This window comes from Brevundimonas sp. (assembly GCF_035998205.1).
In the GTDB taxonomy this organism is placed as follows: Bacteria; Pseudomonadota; Alphaproteobacteria; order Caulobacterales; family Caulobacteraceae; genus Brevundimonas.
Map to the genome: position 1 here is coordinate 661512 of NZ_DASYHT010000004.1, position 18359 is coordinate 679870.

General features: G+C 70.2%; 21 protein-coding genes and 1 tRNA gene. 10 read left to right on the forward strand and 12 right to left on the reverse strand.

Annotation, left to right across the window (positions count from 1 at the left end):
- Nucleotides 1–14 precede the first annotated feature (14 nt).
- Complete coding sequence (locus VGN74_RS06140) at nucleotides 15–1838, reverse strand: M14 family metallopeptidase (RefSeq protein WP_327446476.1); 1824 nt, start codon at nucleotides 1836–1838, stop codon at nucleotides 15–17.
- A 145-nt stretch (nucleotides 1839–1983) separates the two neighbouring features.
- Between VGN74_RS06140 and VGN74_RS06145 the strand changes: the two genes are divergently transcribed.
- Complete coding sequence (locus tag VGN74_RS06145; RefSeq protein ID WP_327446477.1) at nucleotides 1984–2769, forward strand: hypothetical protein; 786 nt, start codon at nucleotides 1984–1986, stop codon at nucleotides 2767–2769.
- A 47-nt stretch (nucleotides 2770–2816) separates the two neighbouring features.
- On the opposite strand, the gene VGN74_RS06150 is transcribed toward VGN74_RS06145, so the two are convergent.
- Entirely contained in the window at nucleotides 2817–3299 is a 483-nt protein-coding gene (locus tag VGN74_RS06150) for a DUF1579 domain-containing protein (protein WP_327446478.1), read from the reverse strand.
- Between the two features lie 80 nt (nucleotides 3300–3379).
- Between VGN74_RS06150 and VGN74_RS06155 the strand changes: the two genes are divergently transcribed.
- Nucleotides 3380–4351 carry a helix-turn-helix transcriptional regulator gene (locus VGN74_RS06155; RefSeq protein WP_327446479.1) on the forward strand — a complete coding sequence of 324 codons (972 nt, stop codon included), beginning with the start codon at nucleotides 3380–3382 and terminating at the stop codon, nucleotides 4349–4351.
- 3 nt (nucleotides 4352–4354) lie between these two features.
- On the opposite strand, the gene VGN74_RS06160 is transcribed toward VGN74_RS06155, so the two are convergent.
- The 7 genes from VGN74_RS06160 to folE form a co-directional block, all read right to left on the reverse strand.
- Nucleotides 4355–4957: a hypothetical protein gene (locus VGN74_RS06160; RefSeq protein WP_327446480.1), complete on the reverse strand. Its 603-nt coding sequence runs from the start codon at nucleotides 4955–4957 to the stop codon at nucleotides 4355–4357.
- A gap of 11 nt (nucleotides 4958–4968) precedes the next feature.
- Nucleotides 4969–6498: a UbiD family decarboxylase gene (locus VGN74_RS06165; protein WP_327446481.1), complete on the reverse strand. Its 1530-nt coding sequence runs from the start codon at nucleotides 6496–6498 to the stop codon at nucleotides 4969–4971.
- Nucleotides 6499–6539: 41 nt separating this feature from the next.
- On the reverse strand, nucleotides 6540–6785 hold the full coding sequence (locus VGN74_RS06170) for a helix-turn-helix transcriptional regulator (protein WP_327446482.1): 246 nt from the start codon (nucleotides 6783–6785) through the stop codon (nucleotides 6540–6542).
- Complete coding sequence (locus VGN74_RS06175; protein ID WP_327446483.1) at nucleotides 6782–7621, reverse strand: aldo/keto reductase; 840 nt, start codon at nucleotides 7619–7621, stop codon at nucleotides 6782–6784. The genes VGN74_RS06170 and VGN74_RS06175 overlap by 4 nt, the downstream gene beginning before the upstream one ends.
- A gap of 52 nt (nucleotides 7622–7673) precedes the next feature.
- Nucleotides 7674–8531, reverse strand: coding sequence for an alpha/beta fold hydrolase (locus tag VGN74_RS06180; protein ID WP_327446484.1), 858 nt, complete (start codon nucleotides 8529–8531; stop codon nucleotides 7674–7676).
- A gap of 129 nt (nucleotides 8532–8660) precedes the next feature.
- The gene (locus VGN74_RS06185) at nucleotides 8661–9098 is read right to left on the reverse strand and encodes a biopolymer transporter ExbD (RefSeq protein ID WP_327446485.1); all 438 of its coding nucleotides are present in this window, start codon (nucleotides 9096–9098) and stop codon (nucleotides 8661–8663) included.
- A 134-nt stretch (nucleotides 9099–9232) separates the two neighbouring features.
- Nucleotides 9233–9847, reverse strand: coding sequence for a GTP cyclohydrolase I FolE (gene folE, locus VGN74_RS06190; RefSeq protein ID WP_327446486.1), 615 nt, complete (start codon nucleotides 9845–9847; stop codon nucleotides 9233–9235).
- A 158-nt stretch (nucleotides 9848–10005) separates the two neighbouring features.
- Here folE and cysS point away from each other — a divergent pair, with 158 nt between their 5' ends.
- Nucleotides 10006–11400 carry a cysteine--tRNA ligase gene (gene cysS, locus VGN74_RS06195; RefSeq protein ID WP_327446487.1) on the forward strand — a complete coding sequence of 465 codons (1395 nt, stop codon included), beginning with the start codon at nucleotides 10006–10008 and terminating at the stop codon, nucleotides 11398–11400.
- A 95-nt stretch (nucleotides 11401–11495) separates the two neighbouring features.
- Complete coding sequence (locus VGN74_RS06200) at nucleotides 11496–12548, forward strand: TerC family protein (protein WP_327446488.1); 1053 nt, start codon at nucleotides 11496–11498, stop codon at nucleotides 12546–12548.
- 115 nt (nucleotides 12549–12663) lie between these two features.
- On the opposite strand, the gene VGN74_RS06205 is transcribed toward VGN74_RS06200, so the two are convergent.
- Together VGN74_RS06205 and VGN74_RS06210 are read right to left on the reverse strand one after the other, a co-directional pair.
- Complete coding sequence (locus VGN74_RS06205; protein ID WP_327446489.1) at nucleotides 12664–12798, reverse strand: hypothetical protein; 135 nt, start codon at nucleotides 12796–12798, stop codon at nucleotides 12664–12666.
- A 109-nt stretch (nucleotides 12799–12907) separates the two neighbouring features.
- Nucleotides 12908–12997 (reverse strand) — tRNA-Ser (locus VGN74_RS06210).
- Between the two features lie 67 nt (nucleotides 12998–13064).
- Between VGN74_RS06210 and VGN74_RS06215 the strand changes: the two genes are divergently transcribed.
- The 5 genes from VGN74_RS06215 (at nucleotide 13065) to VGN74_RS06235 (ending at nucleotide 17150) form a co-directional block, all read left to right on the forward strand.
- Nucleotides 13065–13907, forward strand: a complete 843-nt coding sequence (locus tag VGN74_RS06215) for a septal ring lytic transglycosylase RlpA family protein (RefSeq protein ID WP_327446490.1) — start codon at nucleotides 13065–13067, stop codon at nucleotides 13905–13907.
- Nucleotides 13908–13988: 81 nt separating this feature from the next.
- Nucleotides 13989–14615, forward strand: a complete 627-nt coding sequence (gene tmk, locus VGN74_RS06220; protein ID WP_327446491.1) for a dTMP kinase — start codon at nucleotides 13989–13991, stop codon at nucleotides 14613–14615.
- Entirely contained in the window at nucleotides 14612–15586 is a 975-nt protein-coding gene (locus VGN74_RS06225) for a DNA polymerase III subunit delta' (protein WP_327446492.1), read from the forward strand. The genes tmk and VGN74_RS06225 overlap by 4 nt, the downstream gene beginning before the upstream one ends.
- Nucleotides 15580–16359, forward strand: coding sequence for a TatD family hydrolase (locus tag VGN74_RS06230; RefSeq protein ID WP_327446493.1), 780 nt, complete (start codon nucleotides 15580–15582; stop codon nucleotides 16357–16359). The genes VGN74_RS06225 and VGN74_RS06230 overlap by 7 nt, the downstream gene beginning before the upstream one ends.
- Nucleotides 16356–17150 carry an MBL fold metallo-hydrolase gene (locus VGN74_RS06235; protein ID WP_327446494.1) on the forward strand — a complete coding sequence of 265 codons (795 nt, stop codon included), beginning with the start codon at nucleotides 16356–16358 and terminating at the stop codon, nucleotides 17148–17150. The genes VGN74_RS06230 and VGN74_RS06235 overlap by 4 nt, the downstream gene beginning before the upstream one ends.
- Nucleotides 17151–17568: 418 nt before the next feature.
- Here VGN74_RS06235 and VGN74_RS06240 read toward each other — a convergent pair whose 3' ends face one another.
- Nucleotides 17569–17796: a hypothetical protein gene (locus VGN74_RS06240; protein ID WP_327446495.1), complete on the reverse strand. Its 228-nt coding sequence runs from the start codon at nucleotides 17794–17796 to the stop codon at nucleotides 17569–17571.
- 100 nt (nucleotides 17797–17896) lie between these two features.
- Between VGN74_RS06240 and VGN74_RS06245 the strand changes: the two genes are divergently transcribed.
- Entirely contained in the window at nucleotides 17897–18250 is a 354-nt protein-coding gene (locus VGN74_RS06245; protein WP_327446496.1) for a phytanoyl-CoA dioxygenase family protein, read from the forward strand.
- Nucleotides 18251–18359: the final 109 nt, after the last annotated feature.

The window sequence follows — 18359 nt, forward strand, 5'->3', positions numbered from 1 at the left end:
GTCGACGCAACGCGTCAGCGGGTCTCCCGACCGACCGGGTAGAGGCGGAACCGGTCGTCGTGGAAGGGCGTCCGGGCATAGAACCACTGCAGCCGGGCGTCGCCGTCGGCGGCAAAGGCCGGCTCGGCGGCCAGCTTCGCCTCGAACTCGGCGCGCAGGGCTGGATCGGCCGCCAGCATGCGCTCGGCCAGCGGAGCGATGGCGTAGCCCTCGATGTACTCCACCCGGTTCAGCACCTCGGTGAACATGCCCCAGGCGAAGAAGCTCTCGCTGGACTGGGGTTCAAGGAGCAGGACCGCCACGTCGCCAAGCGGCTGGTCGGTGGAGACGCGGGCCGAGCCGGCCGGGAAGGTCCATGAGCGCCGCTCCGGGGTCACGGTCCTTACGGTCACCGGCACATGGCCTTCATTGCTGCGACCGGAGACTTGGGGGTCGACGAGACGAAGCATCTCGATCTCGACCGTCCGGGGGGCGTCCAGTACCTCCATGGCGATGCCATGCAGCCGCAGGCGCTCGATGATGTCCGGACGGTGGGCCGGCACCCAGTAGGCTTCGGGCCGGGTCAGGGTCAGGGTCGGGCGGGAGCCGTAGAAGGGCAGGTCCCACGGCTCGGGGTCCGGCTCGCCCAGCCAGCGGATCTCCTCGCGGCCCGACGCCGGGCTCAGATACGTCTCGTAGCGGATGCCCCGGAAGCTGCGGCGGTAGGCGGGCTCGGGGTCGGTCGTGAAGTTTGCCGGGATCGCCTGCAGCCGCAGCGCCGAGTCCTCGGCCACGGCCTGGCGCAGTTCGGCCCCGCGCTCGGCCAGCAGCCGCAGGGAGGTCTCCATCAGCACATAGGTGCCGAGCACCCGTTGGGCGAAGGGCTTGAGGCTGTGGTTCTCGATCAGCACCGTCGGCACCCGGGCGGCGGCCCCCCAGCCGTTGGAGAAGCGCTCGCCGAGGCCGCCGTCGGACAGGCCGGCGCGCGGGTTGGCGTCGTCGATCCCGAACACCAGCTCGCCGGGGATATGGCCCTGCGTCTCGAGGGCGGCGTTGAGGTCCGGCTTGTAGCGATTGTCCAGCCAGCGGGCGATGGCCGGGCTGCGCGACCAGACGCCATTTTCGCCGTTGAATCCGTAGGTAACGTCGTACTGATAATCCATGCCGTCGGTCACATGGACGTCCAGATACAGGTCCGGCCGGTACTTCAGGATCAGGCCGCGCATGGCGCGCATCTCGGCCTGGTCCAGCTTCATGTAGTCGCGGTTGAGGTTCTGGTTGGTCGCCGTGTTGCGCCAGCCCTGAATGCGCGGCCCGCGCTGGTTGGGGCGGCTGTAGGGCGAGGCGCGCTCATGGCCGTCGACCGACAGGATCGGCACGAGGATCAGGTTGACCCGGTCCAGCAGCCCGTCACGGCCGTAGAAGGCCATGTCCCGAAGCAGCATCATGCCGGCGTCCTTGCCGTCGATCTCGCCGGGGTGGATGCCGGCCTGGACCAGCAGCACCGGCTTGGCCGGATCGAGCGTGGCGCCGTCCTTCGAGGCGATCACGGCGAAGATGTCGCGGCCTTCCGGTGAGGTCCCGAACACCTCGAGGCGGATCAGCTCCGACGCCGCGTCGAGTCGCTCGAACCACGCCCGCGTGGCGGCGTAGTCGGGGCTGAAGTCGAGCTCCGGATCGCGCTCGAAGTCGGTCGCCCACGGATCGCTGGCGGGCCGCAGCAGGGCCCGGCTGGCGCCGTTCCACGCCGGAGCCGGGGGCAGGAACGCCTGATCCCAGGGCGCGACAGGGGAAGGCGACTGGGACATGGCGGGGCTCGCGAGCGAGAGGGTCAGAAGGATCGGTAGAAGGGCGCGCATGGGCCTTCCTCCACCAATGCAAGGGGGAGTTCAACCTGTCGCGCGGCGTTCCGCCACGTCAGCACAGTGGAACACGATCCCCATGTGGGGCTTCCGGCGACGGCTGTGTTCGATCGCCGACACAGTAACCAGTCAGGAGTTTCCCATGTCGAAGACTTTCGCCGCCACGGCGGCCCTCGCGGTGCTCGCCCTCGCCGGGGCGGCCAATGCCCAGACGGCCCCCGGAACCTGGACCCTTTCGCTCGAGGCCGGCTCTGAAATGGCCACCGACGGCGACGTGCATGAAGGCGCCATCGCCCCGGTCGCGGACCTCGGCCCGCTGAACCCGGCGCTGGCCGGCGTCGCCGCCGAGCTGCGGATCGAGCCGCGCAGCTATGACGACATTTATGGCGACGCCTTCAACGTTGGCTTCGAGGCCGCCTATGGCGTCAGCGAGAATGCCGAGGCCTTCGGGTCGGTCCGGTACGTCAAGTCGGACGAGGGCACGGTCCAAGTCGGCGGCGCCTTCGTGCCGGCGCTGGCCACGACCCTGCCGGTGTTCGGCACCTTCGGCGATGTCGAAACCTGGGCCGTCGAGGCGGGCTACCGTCAGTATTTCGGCGCTGGGGCCATCCGCCCCTATGTCGCCGGCCGCCTCGGCGTCGCCTTCACCGACTCGGTAGCGGCGACCTTCGCCATTCCCGACGCCAACATCCTGATCTCGGACGCGCCGTTCTATGACGGCAGCACCAGCCTGTCGGCCGGGATCGACCTCGGCGTCTCGTGGCGGGTCAACGACACCCTCAGCCTGCAGGCGGAGACGGGCTACCGCTACGTCGGCGAGCTCGAGGACGACGACAGCGCCATCGGCGGCCTCGGCCTCGCGTCGATCAACAACGTCGGGGACCGGACCTATGTGCCCGTGACCCTGCGGGCGAAGTTCGCCTTCTGACGCCGGCGCTGCGGGAGGCCCTCAAGCCTCCCGCAGCCTTCCGCGGCTCAGTCGGGACGGCGGGTGAAGTCCATGATCCAGTTCATCTCCCAGGTCGCGCCACCGTCGTAGGAGAAGGCCTGACTCCACTGTGGCGCATCGTCCGCCGGCCGCGTCCAGGTGTAGCGCGCGAGGATCGGCCGGTCGCCGTCGACATCGGGCCCCTCGAAGACCCCCACGCCATCCTCGAAGCGGCCGCGGACCGGGGGCTGCAGCCGGCCGTCAGCGTCGCTGATCCAGTAGATCGACCACTCGCGCCGGGCGAGGTCGAGGCAGCGCACCGCGGCGCCGCGCCAGCCCCGGTCAGCGCAGACCTGCTCCTCGACATTGGCCACGCCGCCCAGCAGCGGGCGGCACTCAGCGACGCTGGCGAACGTGTCCCAGTCCGTTGCGGCGATGCCGCGCGTCCTGAGGCGGCGGTGACGCACCGTCCAGCGCCCTATGAAGAAGTCGAAGTCCTGCGCCTCGGCCGGCAGGGTCGGAAGGGTCATGGCGGGCTCCTGTGATTGCCGCCGGCACCTTGCGCCCGGTAAGATGACAATCTGCGTCAGGTATTCCGGAGCTGTCGACGATGCGGGCGAGCCGACTGCTGTCGATCCTGATGATCCTCCAGACCCGCGGCGGCGCCACGGCGCGGACGCTGGCCGAGGCCTTCGAGGTGTCGGAGCGAACCATCCACCGCGACATCGACCAGCTCTCCGCGGCCGGCGTGCCGGTCTATGCAGACCGCGGTCGCAATGGCGGCTTCCGCCTGCTGGACGGCTACCGGACGCGGCTGACAGGTCTGACCGAGGCCGAGGCGGAAGCCCTGTTCCTCGCCGGCCTGCCCGGCCCGGCGGCGGATATGGGCCTGGGGGATGTCGTCGCCGACGTGCAGCTCAAGCTGCTGGCCGCCCTCCCGCCGGACCGGCAGGCGGCGGCGGAGCGGATCGGGGCGCGTTTCCATATCGATCCGGTCGGCTGGTTCCAGGCCCCGGACGAGGCCGCCCGCCTGCCGGAGATCGCCCGCGCCGTGCTGACCTGTCGCCGCCTTCGCGTGGACTACGACAGCTGGCGGGGCCGCCGGACCCGCGACCTCGAGCCGCTGGGGCTGATCCTCAAGAGCGGCCGCTGGTATCTGGCGGCGCGTCCCGGCGACGGGACCGTGGAGCCGAGAATCTATCGCGTCGGAGCCGTCGCGTCCCTGACGGTCTCGGACCAGACCTTCGAGCGGCCGGGCGACTTTGACCTCGCGGCGTGGTGGCGCGGGGCGGCGGCCCGTTTCGAGCGGGACCGCTTTGTCACCACCGCCCGGGTCCGCCTGACGGCCGAGGGACTGAGACGGCTCAAGGCGCTGGACCCCGCCTACGCGCGTCACGCAGCGACGGCCGCGAGCGAAAGTGACGGGCGCCTGACCCTCGACGTGCCGATCGAGGGCACGGAACAGGCGGCGCTCGACCTGCTGCGTCTGGGGGCCGAGGCCGAGGTGCTCGCTCCGCCCGAGCTGCGCGCCGCCATGGCGGAGACGGTGCGGGCGCTGGGCAGAGTCTACGGGGGCGCCTGACGCCTACCAGCGCAGCGGCTGGCCCGGGTCCCTGAGAGGGCCGACATAGAGGCCTGCCTGTCGGCGCCGCGCCTCCAGGTCGGTGAAGCTGTACTGGCGCCAGACCTGATCGAACCCGGCTTCATGGCTGGAGCGGGCGGCCTCGTTCATTTGCGCCCAGGTCGCCTCGTCGATCCCTTCAGGTCGTCCTGCGTGGTAGGGCAGGCGCTTCTCGAAGGCGATCGCCCGAGCGCCCGTGTCCCGCCAGGTGGCCGGATCGCTTCCCAGCCACTCGTTGATCGGCGTGCCGAGGGCGTAGGTGATCGAGCTGCGCAGCGCGGCGGCGCCGCTACCGCCGGTCTGCGCCAGGTCAGCTTCTGCCCAGGGTCGGGAGCGTGTCTGAAAGACGTAGTACCAGAAGGCCGCCTGCAGCCGGTCGCCACGCTGCCAGAGCTGGGCGATGGCCTCCACCCACTCGAACGGGTTCCGGACCTCGGGGTCGTCGAGGATAGCGTAGGGGTCGGACGCTTGCGCCAGCGCCGCACGTGGCAGGCCGAGACCGGTGAGAGCGCCCAACCCGGCGGCGATGGCGGTACGGCGCGACGGGGTCCAATGAGCTGTCGACATGGGCGGCGTTCCTACTTCCAGATCGGCTGCCCGGACCCCGGCAATCCGAGACGGTCCCACATCTCCGAGACCCGGTCGACCACGGCCTCGTCCATGCGGATCACTTCGCCCCATTCGCGCTTGGTCTCGGGCTCCCACTTGTCGGTGGCGTCGAGGCCGATCTTGGAGCCCAGCCCGCTCTCGGGGCTGGCGAAGTCCAGATAGTCGATCGGCGTGCTCTCGATCAGGGTGATGTCGCGGGCCGGGTCCATCTTGGTCGAGATGGCCCACATCACGTCCTTCCAGTCGCGAGCGTTGACGTCGTGGTCCACGACGATGACCCACTTGGTGTACATGAACTGGCGCAGGAACGACCACACGCCGAGCATCACGCGCTTGGCGTGGCCCGGGTAAGCCTTCTTCATCGACACCACGGCGATGCGGTAGCTGCAGCCTTCGGGCGGCAGCCAGAAGTCGACGATCTCGGGGAACTGCTGGCGCAGCAGGGGGATGAAGACCTCGTTCAGCGCCTCGCCCAGCACCGAGGGCTCGTCCGGCGGCCGGCCGGTGAAGGTGGTCAGATAGATCGGGTCCTTCCGCATGGTGATCGCCGTCACCTGGAAGACCGGGAAGGTCTCGACCGAATTGTAGTAGCCCGTGTGGTCGCCATAGGGCCCTTCCGGCGCGTGCTCGTCCAGCAGCACATGGCCCTCCAGCACGATCTCGGCCTGGGCGGGGACCATCAGCGGCACGGTCTTGCAGGGGACCAGCTCGGCCTTGGCGCCGCGCATCAGGCCGGCGAACTGGTACTCCGACAGGGTGTCCGGCACCGGGGTGACGGCGGCGAGGATGGTGCCCGGGTCGGCTCCCAGCACGACGGCGCAGGGCAGGGGCTCGCGCTTGCCGGCCCTCTTGTGCCGGGCGTAGTGCTGCGCCCCGCCGCGGTGGGCCAGCCAGCGCATGATGGCCTTGTCCTTGCCCAGCACCTGCATGCGGTAGATGCCGAGGTTGAAGTCGTCCTCGCGGTCCTCGGACGGCCCTTTGGTCACCACGAGGCCCCAGGTGATCAGCGGCGCCGGCTCGCCCGGCCAGCAGCCCTGGATCGGCAGGGCCCCGAGGTCGATGTCATCGCCCTTCAGCACCACCTGGTGCACCGGAGCGGACTTCACCACCTTCGGCCGCATGGCCATGACCGTCTGGGCCAGCGGCAGCATCTGCACGGCGTCGGCCAGCCCGCGCGGCGGCGTCGGGTTCTTGAGGAAGGCCAGCAACTCGCCGACCTCACGCAGCTCCGCCGCGGTCGTGCGGGTGCGGTTCTCGAGAGTCACCCCCATGGCCACCCGCTTCACCGTGCCGAACAGGTTGACGAGACAGGGGATCGGGCTGACCGAGCCGTCGGGCTTCACCGGGCGTTCGAACAGCACCGCCGGGCCGCCGTCGCGCAGCAGCCGGGTCTGGATCTCCGTCATCTCCAGATGGGTGGAGACGGGCTCGGACACCCGCACCAGCTCGCCCTCGGCTTCGAGGAGATCGAGGAAGTCTCTCAGGGACTTGTAGGCCATGGCCCGTGCTTAGGCGGGGCGAGGGGACCTGTCACCTGCGATCAGGTCGCGGGTGGCGGGGCCCCCAGGGCCCAGGCCGGCACGCCCAGCCGACGCCCCAGGGCCTCGACCTCTGGCGGGGCAAGCCGTTCGCGCCCGGCCTCGACGCGTCTCAGTCGGGCCACGGCGATGCGCGCGCCGCGGGCCAGGTCCTCCAGCGAGACATTGCGCCGCTCCCGCCAGAGCCGGAGGCGTTCGCCGACCCGGACGGCCTCGGGATCGGCCTCCGGGAAGGCTACAATGCTCACGCCGCGGCGTCCCACTGGAAAGCCGGGTCCAGCCAGTCGCCGATGCGACCGTCGGGGCGGGCCAGCCCCGAGATGCGCTGCATCTCGTCGCCGCTCAGCTGGAAATCCCAGATGTCGAAGTTCTCGCGGGCCCGGTTCTCCTTCTGCGTCCGCGGAATCGCGATGATCCCCTGCTGCACGAGCCAGCGCAGCGTCACCTGGCCCGGCGTCTTGCCGTGCGCCTTGCCGATCTCGATCAGGGTGGCGTCATCGGCGATCTGGCCCTGGGCCAGCGGCGACCAGGCGGTCAGGGTCGAGCCCAGCGTCCGCGCCGTCTCGATCAGCGGGCGGTTGGACAGATACGGGTGGTGCTCGACCTGGTTGGTGATCAGCGGCGCGTCGGAATAGCCCTGCGCCTCCTCGAAAGCAGCCGAAGGGAAGTTGGACAGGCCGATATGCCGGGTCAGACCGCGCGCCCGCGCGTCGTTGAGCGCGCGCACCGTTTCCTGCATCGCCGGTTCCCGCTTGGGCCAGTGCAGCAGCAGCAGGTCGGGGACCGTGCCGAGGCTCGTCGCGGACTCTTCGGCCTGACGCTGCAGGTCGCCGTCGGCGAAGTGCGCCACCCAGATCTTGGTCGTCAGGAAGATCTCGTCGCGCGGCACGCCGGAGTCGCGGATGCCCTCGCCGACCGCCTGCTCGTTCTTGTAGATCCAGGCCGTGTCGATGTGCCGGTAGCCGATCTCCAGCGCCGTGCGCACCATCCGGCGGGCATCGTCGGGCTCCAGCTGCCAGGTGCCGAATCCCAGCAGGGGGATCTGTATGCCAGCGGCCTCGGCGGTCACGGTCGGATTGGGCATCGGCGACTCCTTCTCGAACGGGACGCCCTATATGGGACGGCCTTGCCGGGGCTCAACCGTCGAGCCAGTCCCCGATCTCGTCCCACAGGGGCTCGAGGCCTCGCCGGAACGCGCCCTCGTGACCGATTCGCCGGACGCCGTAGTCCGAAGGCGCACGCTCCACCAGGCTGGACGGCGCGGCCGGATAGAGCGCCAGCATATCGGCTCCGGTGCGCGGCGTGGCGATCGGGTCGTCCGGAAAGATCCAGGAGCGGATCGGGGCGCTGACCGCGGCGAAGGCGTGGGGCTGCAGCGACCCGGCCAGCTCGTCGGCGAAATAGCGCGGGTTGAGGCACCAGCGCCGCCAGGTCTCGAAGACGCCCCGTGGCAGGTCGGCCCCGCGCCAAAGGTTCCCGCCCTTCACATAGCCATGGCGCGCGAGGCTCCACGGTCCGTAGCCGAACCAGAAGAACAGCTCGAGGGGATTATAGGCCCGGTGATGGTGGCCCCAGTAGCCTGACCCGACCGCGACAAAGGCGTGGCGATTGATCCGCGCGTGATTCGGCATGAAGCCGACGAAATGTCCGCCGACGCTGTGGCCGACGTGGACGAGGGGCAGGTCCGGGGCGTGGGCGGCGAGCGCGTCGAGCGCCGCCGGCATGTCGAGCCGGCCCCAGTCGGGGTAGTCCATGGTCATCGCGGCCAGATCCGCCGGGCGGGAACCGCCAATGCCGCGAAAGTCATAGGTGAGCACCGTGGCTCCCCGCGCCGCGAGGTGGCGGGCGAAGCGGTCGTAGAAGCCCTGCGGGAAGCCGGTGCCCGAACTGACCAGTACGGCCTTGCCGGGGGTCGGTCCGCGGAATAGCCGGGCGGCGAGCCGCTGGCCGTCGGCGGCCTCCAGTGTCAGATCTTCAGCGTGGACCGGGATCACGCGGCCGCCCCCATGTGCGTCTTGATTAAAAACGTACACGCGCATCCGTCAAGCGGGGCAGGGAGGCGCGCAAAGAAAAAGGGCCGCCCCCGAAGGGACGGCCCTGATCCGTGGTCCTGACGTACGAGGTCAGGTGATGTCTTCGTTCAGCAGGCCGACCTTGAGGAAGCCGTTCTCCTGCAGGGTGTTCATGACTTCCATGAACTGCTCGTAGCGGACTTCGGCCTGGGCGCGGACGAACACGCGCTCTTCCTGGCAGACGCCGCCGCCGAGGGCGGCGCAGACGTCGGCCGGCAGGGTCGCCAGCGAGGTCTGCTGGTCAGCGATGAACAGGTCGCCGCCTTCCTGGATGGTGATGTAGACCGGCTCTTCCTGCTCCTGGTTCGGCGCGGGCGGCGTGGCCGGCGGCAGGTCCAGACGGATCGACACGGTCGCGAGCGGCGCCGCCACCATGAAGATGATCAGCAGCACCAGCATGATGTCGACGAACGGCGTCACGTTGATGTCGGAGTTTTGTTCAACCGTCTTGCCGCCCTGGCCGGCCGGTCCCGAAAGCTTCGCGCCCATTCGCACTCTCCGTTCAGCCCGGACCGCTCCGGGCGTTTCCATCGTCCTTTGGCGGGACGCGCGTCGCTTGTAAAGCGCCCAGCGCCCGTGAACAGCCGTCGCCTCCCCGGATTTCTCCGGAGAGGCGAATGGCCTCAGCCCTTGGCCAGCTTGACGAAGCGTTCAACCAGCGCCGGATCGTCCTTGAAGGCCCCGGTGAAGCGCGTGGTGATGGTCGAGACGTGGCGGTGATGCACGCCGCGGGTCGTCATGCACTGATGCTCCGCATCGATCATCACGGCGACGCCGCGCGGGTCGAGGTGGGTCTCGATGGCGTTGACGATCTCCTGTGTCAGCGTCTCCTGGGTCTGCAGACGGCGCGAGAAGATCTCGACGACGCGGGCGATCTTGGAGATGCCGACGACCTTGTCCTTTGGTAGATAGGCGACATACGCCTTGCCGAGGAACGGAGCCATGTGGTGCTCGCAGTGGCTCTCCACCTCGATGTCGCGCAGCAGCACGATGTCGTCATAACCCTGCACGTCCTCGAAGATGCGCGACAGCTCCTTGCCGGCGTCGGCCGTGTAGCCGTCGAACCACTCGCCATAGGCGTCGACAACGCGCTTGGGCGTGTCCTTCAGGCCTTCGCGTTCCGGATCATCACCCGCCCAGGCGATAAGGGTGCGGACGGCCGCGAGGGCTTCTTCACGGGTCGGGCGTCGGGCGTCGCGCGCAGCGACGAGGGTGGGCTGGCTCACCTGAGCATCCATGTCATGACATCAGCGGCGAAGTAGCGCCGGAACGATGGTTCCGGATGGACGCGCGCCGCGCTCCCTTTCAGTGTCGGCAACCGGACGTTTGGGCCCGGGCGACGACCTCGCTATATGGGCCGGACCTCCTCCCCCGCAACACCCGGTGCCTGCGCGAAATGACGCTGTATCTTCACGACACCCTGCAACGCGAGAAGCGCGCCTTCACGCCGCGCGACCCCGACCGGGTGACGCTCTACGTCTGCGGGCCCACCGTCTACGACTACGCCCACATCGGCAACGCCCGCCCGCCGGTCGTTTTCGACGTGCTCGTCAGGCTGTTGCGCCGCACCTACGGGGCCTCTGCGGTCGTCTACGCCCGCAACGTCACCGATGTGGACGACAAGATCAACGCCAGGGCCGCGCGCGAGGGCGTGCCGATCGGCGAGGTCACGGCCCGCTACGAGGCCGCCTATCTGGCCGACATGGCGCAGCTGAATGTCGCGCCCCCGGACCTCGCGCCGCACGTCACGGATCACATCCCGGCCATCGTGGCCCAGATCCAGGCCCTGGTCGACGCGGGGGCCGCCTACGTGGCCGAGGGCCATGTGCTGTTCGATGTGGCCGCCTATCCGGCCTACGGAGCCCTGTCCGGCCGCAACCTCGAGGACATGATCGCCGGGGCCCGCGTCGAGGTCGCCCCCTACAAGAAGAATCCCCACGACTTCGTGCTGTGGAAACCGTCCAAGGTCGACGAACCGTCGTGGGACAGCCCTTGGGGCGCCGGCCGTCCCGGCTGGCATATCGAGTGCTCGGCCATGATCGAGGCTCGGCTGGGGCTGCCGATCGACATTCACGGCGGCGGCATCGACCTGGTGTTCCCCCACCATGAGAACGAGATCGCCCAGGGCGTCTGCGCCCACGGCCACGAGTCGCCGGATGCCTACGCCCGCTACTGGATGCACAATGGCTTCCTGACCGTCGACGCGGAGAAAATGTCCAAGTCGATCGGCAACGTCCTGCTGCTGCATAACCTCGTGCAGTCCATGCCCGGCGAAGTGGTCCGCTGGGCCCTGCTGAGCGCCCACTATCGCCAGCCCCTGGACTGGAACCCGGGCCTGCTGGAGCAGAGCCGCAAGAACCTCGACCGTCTCTACGGCGCCCTGCACCGCGCCGCCGCGGTCCCGGCCTCGACCGACGAGCCGCCGGCGGAGTTCCTCAAGGCGCTCAACGACGACCTGAACACGCCAGGCGCCATGGCGACCCTCTTCGCCCTGTCGAGCGAGATCGAGCGCGGCATGACTGCGGGCGACCATGGCGTGGTGGCGCGGGCGCGGGGCGAACTGCAGGCCGCCGCTAACCTGCTCGGCGTGCTGCAGAGCGACCCGGAAGTCTGGTTCGGCGGGGCCGACGCCGGACTCAAGGCCGAGGTCGAGGCCCTGCTGGCCGAGCGCCAGGCGGCGCGGGCGGCGAAGGACTGGCCGGCGGCCGATCGGATCCGCGACCGGCTGAATGCGCTGGACGTGGTGGTCATGGATGGACCCGACGGGGCCACCTGGCGCCGGCGCTCTTGACGCGGACAGGAGCGGGGTCCATGCGACCCCGCTTCGCGCGTGCGCGCCCGCCGGGGCGCTGATGCGGCGTGTGGTTTCACAATTGAGGGTGCGGGATGCTGGAATCCCTTCCGTTTCTGTCGGCGACCTACGTCGGCCAGCCGATCTGGCTGTGGATGGCCTTCCTGGCCTTCATCATCTTCCTGCTCTGGGTCGACCTGGGCCTCGTGAACCGCAAGGACGGCGTCGTCTCGGCCAAGAAGTCGGCGGCCATGTGGGCCTCGTTCGCCTCGCTGGCCATCGCCTTCGGGGCCTACGTCTATTTCGTCTACGAGCCTGACCCGGTCTACTACATCAGCGCCGAAAACCTGAACCAGCAGGCGGTGATCCAGTATTTCACCGGCTACCTGCTCGAGACGGCGCTGGCCTTTGACAACATCTTTGTCATCGGCATGATCTTCACCTTCTTCGCCGTGCCGCGCGAGTACCAGCACCGGGTGCTGTTCTGGGGCATCCTCGGCGCCATCGTGTTCCGGGCGATCTTCATCTCGCTGGGCGCGGCCGTGGTGAACCAGTTCACCTGGGTCCTTTTCATTTTCGCCGCGTTCCTGATCTTCACCGGCTGGAAGATGATCTTCGGCAGCGATCACGAGATGGACCTGGCCGAAAACAAGGTCCTGAAGTTTCTCAAGAAGCGCATCCGCGTCACCGAGACGATCGAGAACCACAACTTCTTCGTGAAGCGTCCGGACCCCAAGGGCAGCGGCCGGCTGGTCCTGTTCGCCACCCCGCTGTTCCTGTGCCTGATCATGGTCGAGGTGGTGGACATCATCTTCGCCGTGGACTCGGTGCCGGCGGTGTTCGCGGTCACCAAGGACCCGTTCATCGTCTACACCTCGAACATCTTCGCCATCCTCGGCCTGCGTTCGATGTACTTCATGCTCGCGGAGGCGGTCGTGCGCTTCAAGTACCTGAAGTACGGCCTGTCGCTGGTTCTGGTGCTGATCGGCGTGAAGATCATCTGGAACTTCGGCCTGTACAAGGCGGCCAAGGACCTGACCGGCGCGCCGCTGGTGCCGTATCTCGAGCCGCAGTGGTCGCTGGTCGCTACCCTGCTGCTGCTGGGCGGCTCAATGCTCTACTCCTGGATCAAGACCCGCGACCACTGAGGTCGCCACAGGTCCGTACGCTCACGGGGCGCGTCGCCAGACGCGCCCCGTTGTCGTGGGCGCGTCAGCCTGCAGCGCTTTTCTGGCCGAGGGGCGGGGCTCGGGCCCGGTCGCGCTACTGCGACGGGTCCGTCACGCCGGCGCGGCGGGCCAGCAGGATCGCCGCCTTGATCCCCAGCAGCACTCCTCCGGCCCCGGCGAGCATCGCCCAGGCCGACCCGGCCAGCAGCGCCCACGCGACCAGAGCCATCCCGGCCAAGATCGCCAGCACAAGAACAGCGGCGGGGAGTTGAGGGAGCTCACGCATGGGTGGCAGGGTGGCGCCGACAACGAGCCGGCGCAAGGCGCGGGGCGCAGGATGGCGGACAGGGTGGGATTCGAACCCACGGTGGGCGTGAACCCACGGCGGTTTTCAAGACCGCTGCCTTAAACCACTCGGCCACCTGTCCCCGGGCGCTGATCTAGCGGGCGAGGGGCGTTAACCAAAGCGGAAATCGCGCGCGCGAAACTGGGACCATGCGGTTTGTCAGGCTCATGGTCATCGGGGCGGCGGCGCTGGCGGCCTCGGCCTGCGCCAGCGTCGGCGCGCGCCCGGGAACAGGGGGCGGGCGCCCCGCCGATGTCCCCGCGCCGGTCACGGATCCGGCCCCGATCGTGCCGGGGACGCTGCGGCCCTACCAGATCCGCGGGCGCTGGTACCGGCCGGCGGAGCAACCGGACTATGACGAGGTGGGGCTGGCCAGCTGGTACGGCGACGCCTTCCACGGGCGGCCGACCGCCACCGGCGAGCCGTTCGACATGCATGCCCTGACCGCGGCCCACAAGACCCTGCCGCTGCCCGGGCTGGTGGAGGTGACCAACCTCGCCAACGGCCGGCGGGTGGTGCTGCGCATCAACGACCGCGGCCCCTTCGTCGAGGGCCGCATCATCGACCTGTCGCGCGCCGCGGCCGACGCCCTCGACCTGCGCCAGGCCGGCGTCGGACGGGTGCGGGTGCGCTACCTCGGCCGCGCCCCGCGCCTGGGCGGCGGGCAGCCCCTGACCCCGGCGACAGCCGCCGCCGCCGTGGCGCCGGCAGCTCCGACCCCGCCAGCCGCGGCCCTGATACCGGCCCCGATACCGGCCTCGACCCTGCCCGTGGCCTCGGGCCCGGTCTGGGTGCGCGGCGGGGCCTTCCTCGACCGCGCCGAGGCCGAGCGGCTGGCGGCGGATTTCCCCGGCGTGGCCACGGTGCGGCGCGACGGCGAGCTGTTCCGCCTGACCCTCGGCCCCTATCCGGACGCGGAGACCGCCGCCCGGGCCATCCGCGGGCTCAGCGACCGCGGCGTGCGCGGCGCCGAGGCGTCCGACACCCCCTAGGGGCCCGATCATCCCCGGCCGGGCGCCGCCGCGGCCGCATCGGCCCTTGCCTGACGCGCCCGCGCCGCCATTGTGCAGCGCATGACTCGTGGACGGTTCATCACCCTGGAAGGCGGCGAGGGCGCCGGCAAGTCGACCCAGGCCGCGCGGCTGGTGGCGGCGCTGGAGGCCGCCGGCCGCCGGGTGGTGCGCACCCGCGAGCCCGGCGGCTCGCCCGGAGCCGAGGACATCCGGGCGCTGGTGGTGCGCGGCGAGGCGGCGCGCTGGTCCCCGCGCACCGAGGCCCTGTTGATGTTCGCCGCCCGCTCCGACCATCTGGAGCGGACCATCCGGCCGGCCCTCGCCGCCGGCGACTGGGTGGTGTGCGACCGCTTCGCCGACTCCAGCCGAGTCTACCAGGGCGTGGCCGGGGGCGTGGACCCGGTCTTCATCGAAGCGCTGGACGCCGCCGTGGTCGGCCCCGACCAGCCGGACCTGACGCTGGTGTTCGACCTGCCGCCGGACGTCGGCCTGTCCCGCGCCGGGGCCCGCGCCGGGGAGGAGGCGCGTTTCGAGTCCAAGGGCGACGGCTTCCACGGCCGTCTGGCGGCGGGCTTCCGCGACCTGCCGCGCCGCTTTCCCGATCGCTGCGTGGCCATCGACGCCTCGGGCGACGCCGACGCCGTCTTCGCCCGGGTCTGGGCGGCGGTGACGGAGCGACTGGGATGACCCACCCGCGCGAGCGCTTCGACCTGGTCGCCGACGTCGGGGCCGAGGCGGCCTTCCTCGACGCCTGGAACCGCGGCCGGCTGCACCATGGCTGGCTGCTGACCGGGGTCGAGGGCGTCGGCAAGGCCAGCTTCGCCTACCGCGCCGCCCGCCGGCTGCTGGGGGCCGAGCCGGACGCCGCGCGCGGGCCGCTTGGGGCTTCCCCGCAGGATCCGGTCAGCCGCCTGGTGGCGGGCCGGGCCCATCCGGACCTGCTGGTGCTGGAACGGGCGGAGGAGGGGGGCCGGCTGCGCCGCACCATCTCCGTCGACCAGGCCCGGGCCCTGCCGGAGTTCTTCGCCAAGAGCCCGTCCCAGGCCCGCTTCCGGGTCGCCATCATCGATGCGGCTGACGACCTGAATCTCAACGCCGCCAACGCCTTGCTGAAGGTGCTTGAGGAGCCGCCTGAACGCGGCGTGCTGTTCCTCGTCTGCCATGCGCCCGGCCGGCTGCTGGCCACCATCCGCTCGCGTTGCCGCCGGCTGGCCTTCCCGCGCTGGTCCGAGGACGAGCTGGCCGCGCTGGTGGCCCAGCGCGCCGGGCTGGATGCGGACGCCGCCGCCCGCATCGCCGCCCTCGCGTCCGGTTCGCCGGGGCAGGCGCTGGCGCTGGCCTCCGGGCCGATGCTGGAACTGGATGCGGTGGCCGAGCGCTGGGTGGCCGAGGGCCTGACGCCGGCCGAGCAGGTCGCCGCCGCCGACAGCTTCCGGGGCGGGGAGGGGGCCGCGCGCTTCGAGGCCCTGATGGAGCGCCTGTCCGCCGCCGTGCGCCGCCGCGCCGGCGACAGCGGGCCGCAGGCCGCGGCGCGCTGGAGCGAGCTATGGAGCCGTCTCGAGGCGCTGCGCGAACAGGCGCTGGGCCTCAACCTCGACAAGGCGGACGCCCTGGCCGCCGCCGCCGCCGACCTGAACCGGACCCGCGCCGCATGCTGATCGACAGTCACGTCAACCTCCACGCGGCCCAGTTCGACGAGGACCGCGACGACGTGATCCGGCGCGCGCGCGAGGCCGGGGTGCGGCTGATGGTCGAGATCTCCGACCGCGTCTCCAGCTTCGAGACCACCCACGCCCTGGCCATGGCGCACCCGGACATCTGGTGCACCGTCGGCACCCATCCGCACGAGTCGAAGGAAGATCCCGACCTGTCGCCGGACACGCTGATCGCCCTGGCGCAGCGGGAAAAGGTCGTCGGCATCGGCGAGTGCGGCCTCGACTTCCACTATGATCTCAGCCCGCGCGAGGTGCAGGTGCAGGTGTTCCGGGCCCATGTGGCGGCGGCGCGCGAGACCGGCCTGCCGCTGGTGGTGCACACCCGCGAGGCCGACGAGGTGATGGCCGACATCCTGCGCGAGGAGCACGCCCGAGGCCCGTTCAGGTTCCTCATGCACTGCTACACCAGTGGCCCTGAACTGGCGAAAACAGCGGCGGAAATGGGCGCCTGGTTCTCGGTCTCGGGCATCGCCACCTTCAAGGCCGCCGAGGAGGTGAGGGCGCTGGTGCGCGACATGCCGGCCGACCGCATCCTCGTCGAGACCGACTGCCCCTATCTGGCCCCGGTCCCGCACCGCGGCCGGCGCAACGAGCCGGCCTACATCGGCCATGTGCTGGACAAGCTGGCCGGGCTGCGTGGCTGGTCGCGCGACGAGGCCGAACACCGCACCGCCGAGGCCTTCTTCACCCTGTTTGACAGGATCCCGCGCCCATGATGCTCGAGGCGGTGATCCTCGGCTGCGGCTCGTCCGGCGGCGTGCCGCGCGGCGACGGCGACTGGGGCGCCTGCAATCCGGACCAGCCAAGGAACCGCCGGACGCGCTGCTCGCTGCTGCTGCGCCGCGCCGGGCCGGACGGCGTCACCACCGTGCTGATCGATACCTCGCCGGACCTGCGGGCGCAGATGCTGGCGGCCGGGGTCCGGGCCGTCGACGCCGTGCTCTACACCCACGACCACGCCGACCAGACCCACGGCATCGACGATCTGCGCGTCTTCGCCATGCGGCGGCGCGCCCGGATCGACGCCTGGATGGACGCCCCGACGCGGGACGCCCTGACACAGCGATTCCGCTACATCTTCGAGCCGGTCGAGGGCTATCCGGCCATTCTGACGGCGCGTGACCTGCCGCCGCTCGGCCAGACGTTCGCGGTGACCGGTCCCGGCGGACCGCTGGAGGTCGCGACCTTCGACCAGGCCCACGGGCCGATCCGTTCGGTCGGCTACCGCATTGGCCCGGTGGCGTACTCCAGCGACGTCTCGGACCTCGATGACGCGGCCCTGGCCGAGGTGGCGAAGGCCGAGCTCTGGATCGTCGACGCGCTGCGCTACACGCCGCATCCGACCCATGCGCACCTCGACCTGACGCTCGACTGGATCGCCCGCAGCGGCGTGCGCCGCGCCGTCCTGACCAATCTGCACCTCGACCTCGACTACGACGAGCTGCGCGCCCGTGTGCCGGAGAATGTCGAGGTGGCGTATGATGGCTGGAGCGCGCACTTCGCCTGATACGCTAGCTCATATTTCGCATAATATATCTTAGGCGAGGATTGTCGACGTCTGCGCCTGTCGGTTTCCCTGAACTCTGAGAATCCCGTGAGAATGACGTTCTCACATGGGAAAGCGTACGGTCTGCGCCCGGGAATTTCCCTTAAGCCCCCTCCCGGGCTCCCGGTGCCGGCCCGCCGACGTCGCCCCTGAACGGTCCGGCGCATCGACATGCCGACCGGTTTGGCCCGCACGTACCCCTGATCCATTCGCCACCGGTCGTCGGCTGTTGAGCGCGCATGCGTCCTGGCTGCTGCCATGCCACGGCCAACCAACCTCGACTGTTGGTTGAGCTCCTCTGGCGACCGGGTTACGCAAGGCCATGCCCTCGCACGACGCCGGTCTCGACCTGTCCCGGGATGGTGCCCAACTGGCCCCGTCAGCTCTGGGCGCGGCTCGGTTGGCCGAGCTGGAGCGCCTGCTGGCGGATCAGCCGCGGGATGTCGCCGGCGTCCGGCTTTTCGGGATCGAAGGCCTCCGGCCAATGCTTAACGTCGATGGCCCGGTCGGCCGGCTTGCGGCTGAGGGTCTGGGCTCGGCGGCCCGGCCGGTGCGCGCCATCCTGTTCGACAAGACCGCGGCGGCCAACTGGGCGCTGGCCTGGCATCAGGACCGGGTCATCGCGGTACGGGAAAGGATCGAGGTCGCTGGCTTCGGCCCCTGGAGCCGCAAGCACGGTAGTGCCCCCCTTCCCTCTCCTGGAACGCATGCTGACGCTGCGCGTGCACCTCGATCCCGTGCCGGAGACCAATGCGCCGCTGCGGGTGGCGCCCGGATCCCATCGTCTCGGCCGCATCGCCGAGACGGACGTGCCCGCCGTCGTCAGCGCCTGCGGCGTGGTCCCCTGCCTCGCCGACGCCGGCGACATCTGGCTCTACGCCACCCCCATCCTGCACGCCTCCGACCGCGCCACGGCCGTCAGCCGCCGCCGGGTGCTGCAGGTGGACTATTCGGCCGACGCCCTGCCCGGAGGGCTGGACTGGCTGGGGGTCTGGGGGGCGCCGGCAGCGGACCTTACTCGGCTGCCTGAAAGCAGTTGTCTCAACGGTCGGCGAAGTTGATGAGGGCGTTAGCGACCCGTCGCCGACGTCCCCGCCCCTCGCAGATGTGCGACGCCTCCTCGAACGAGGACCGGATCACGTCGGGGATCACTCTACTCGGACTGCTTGA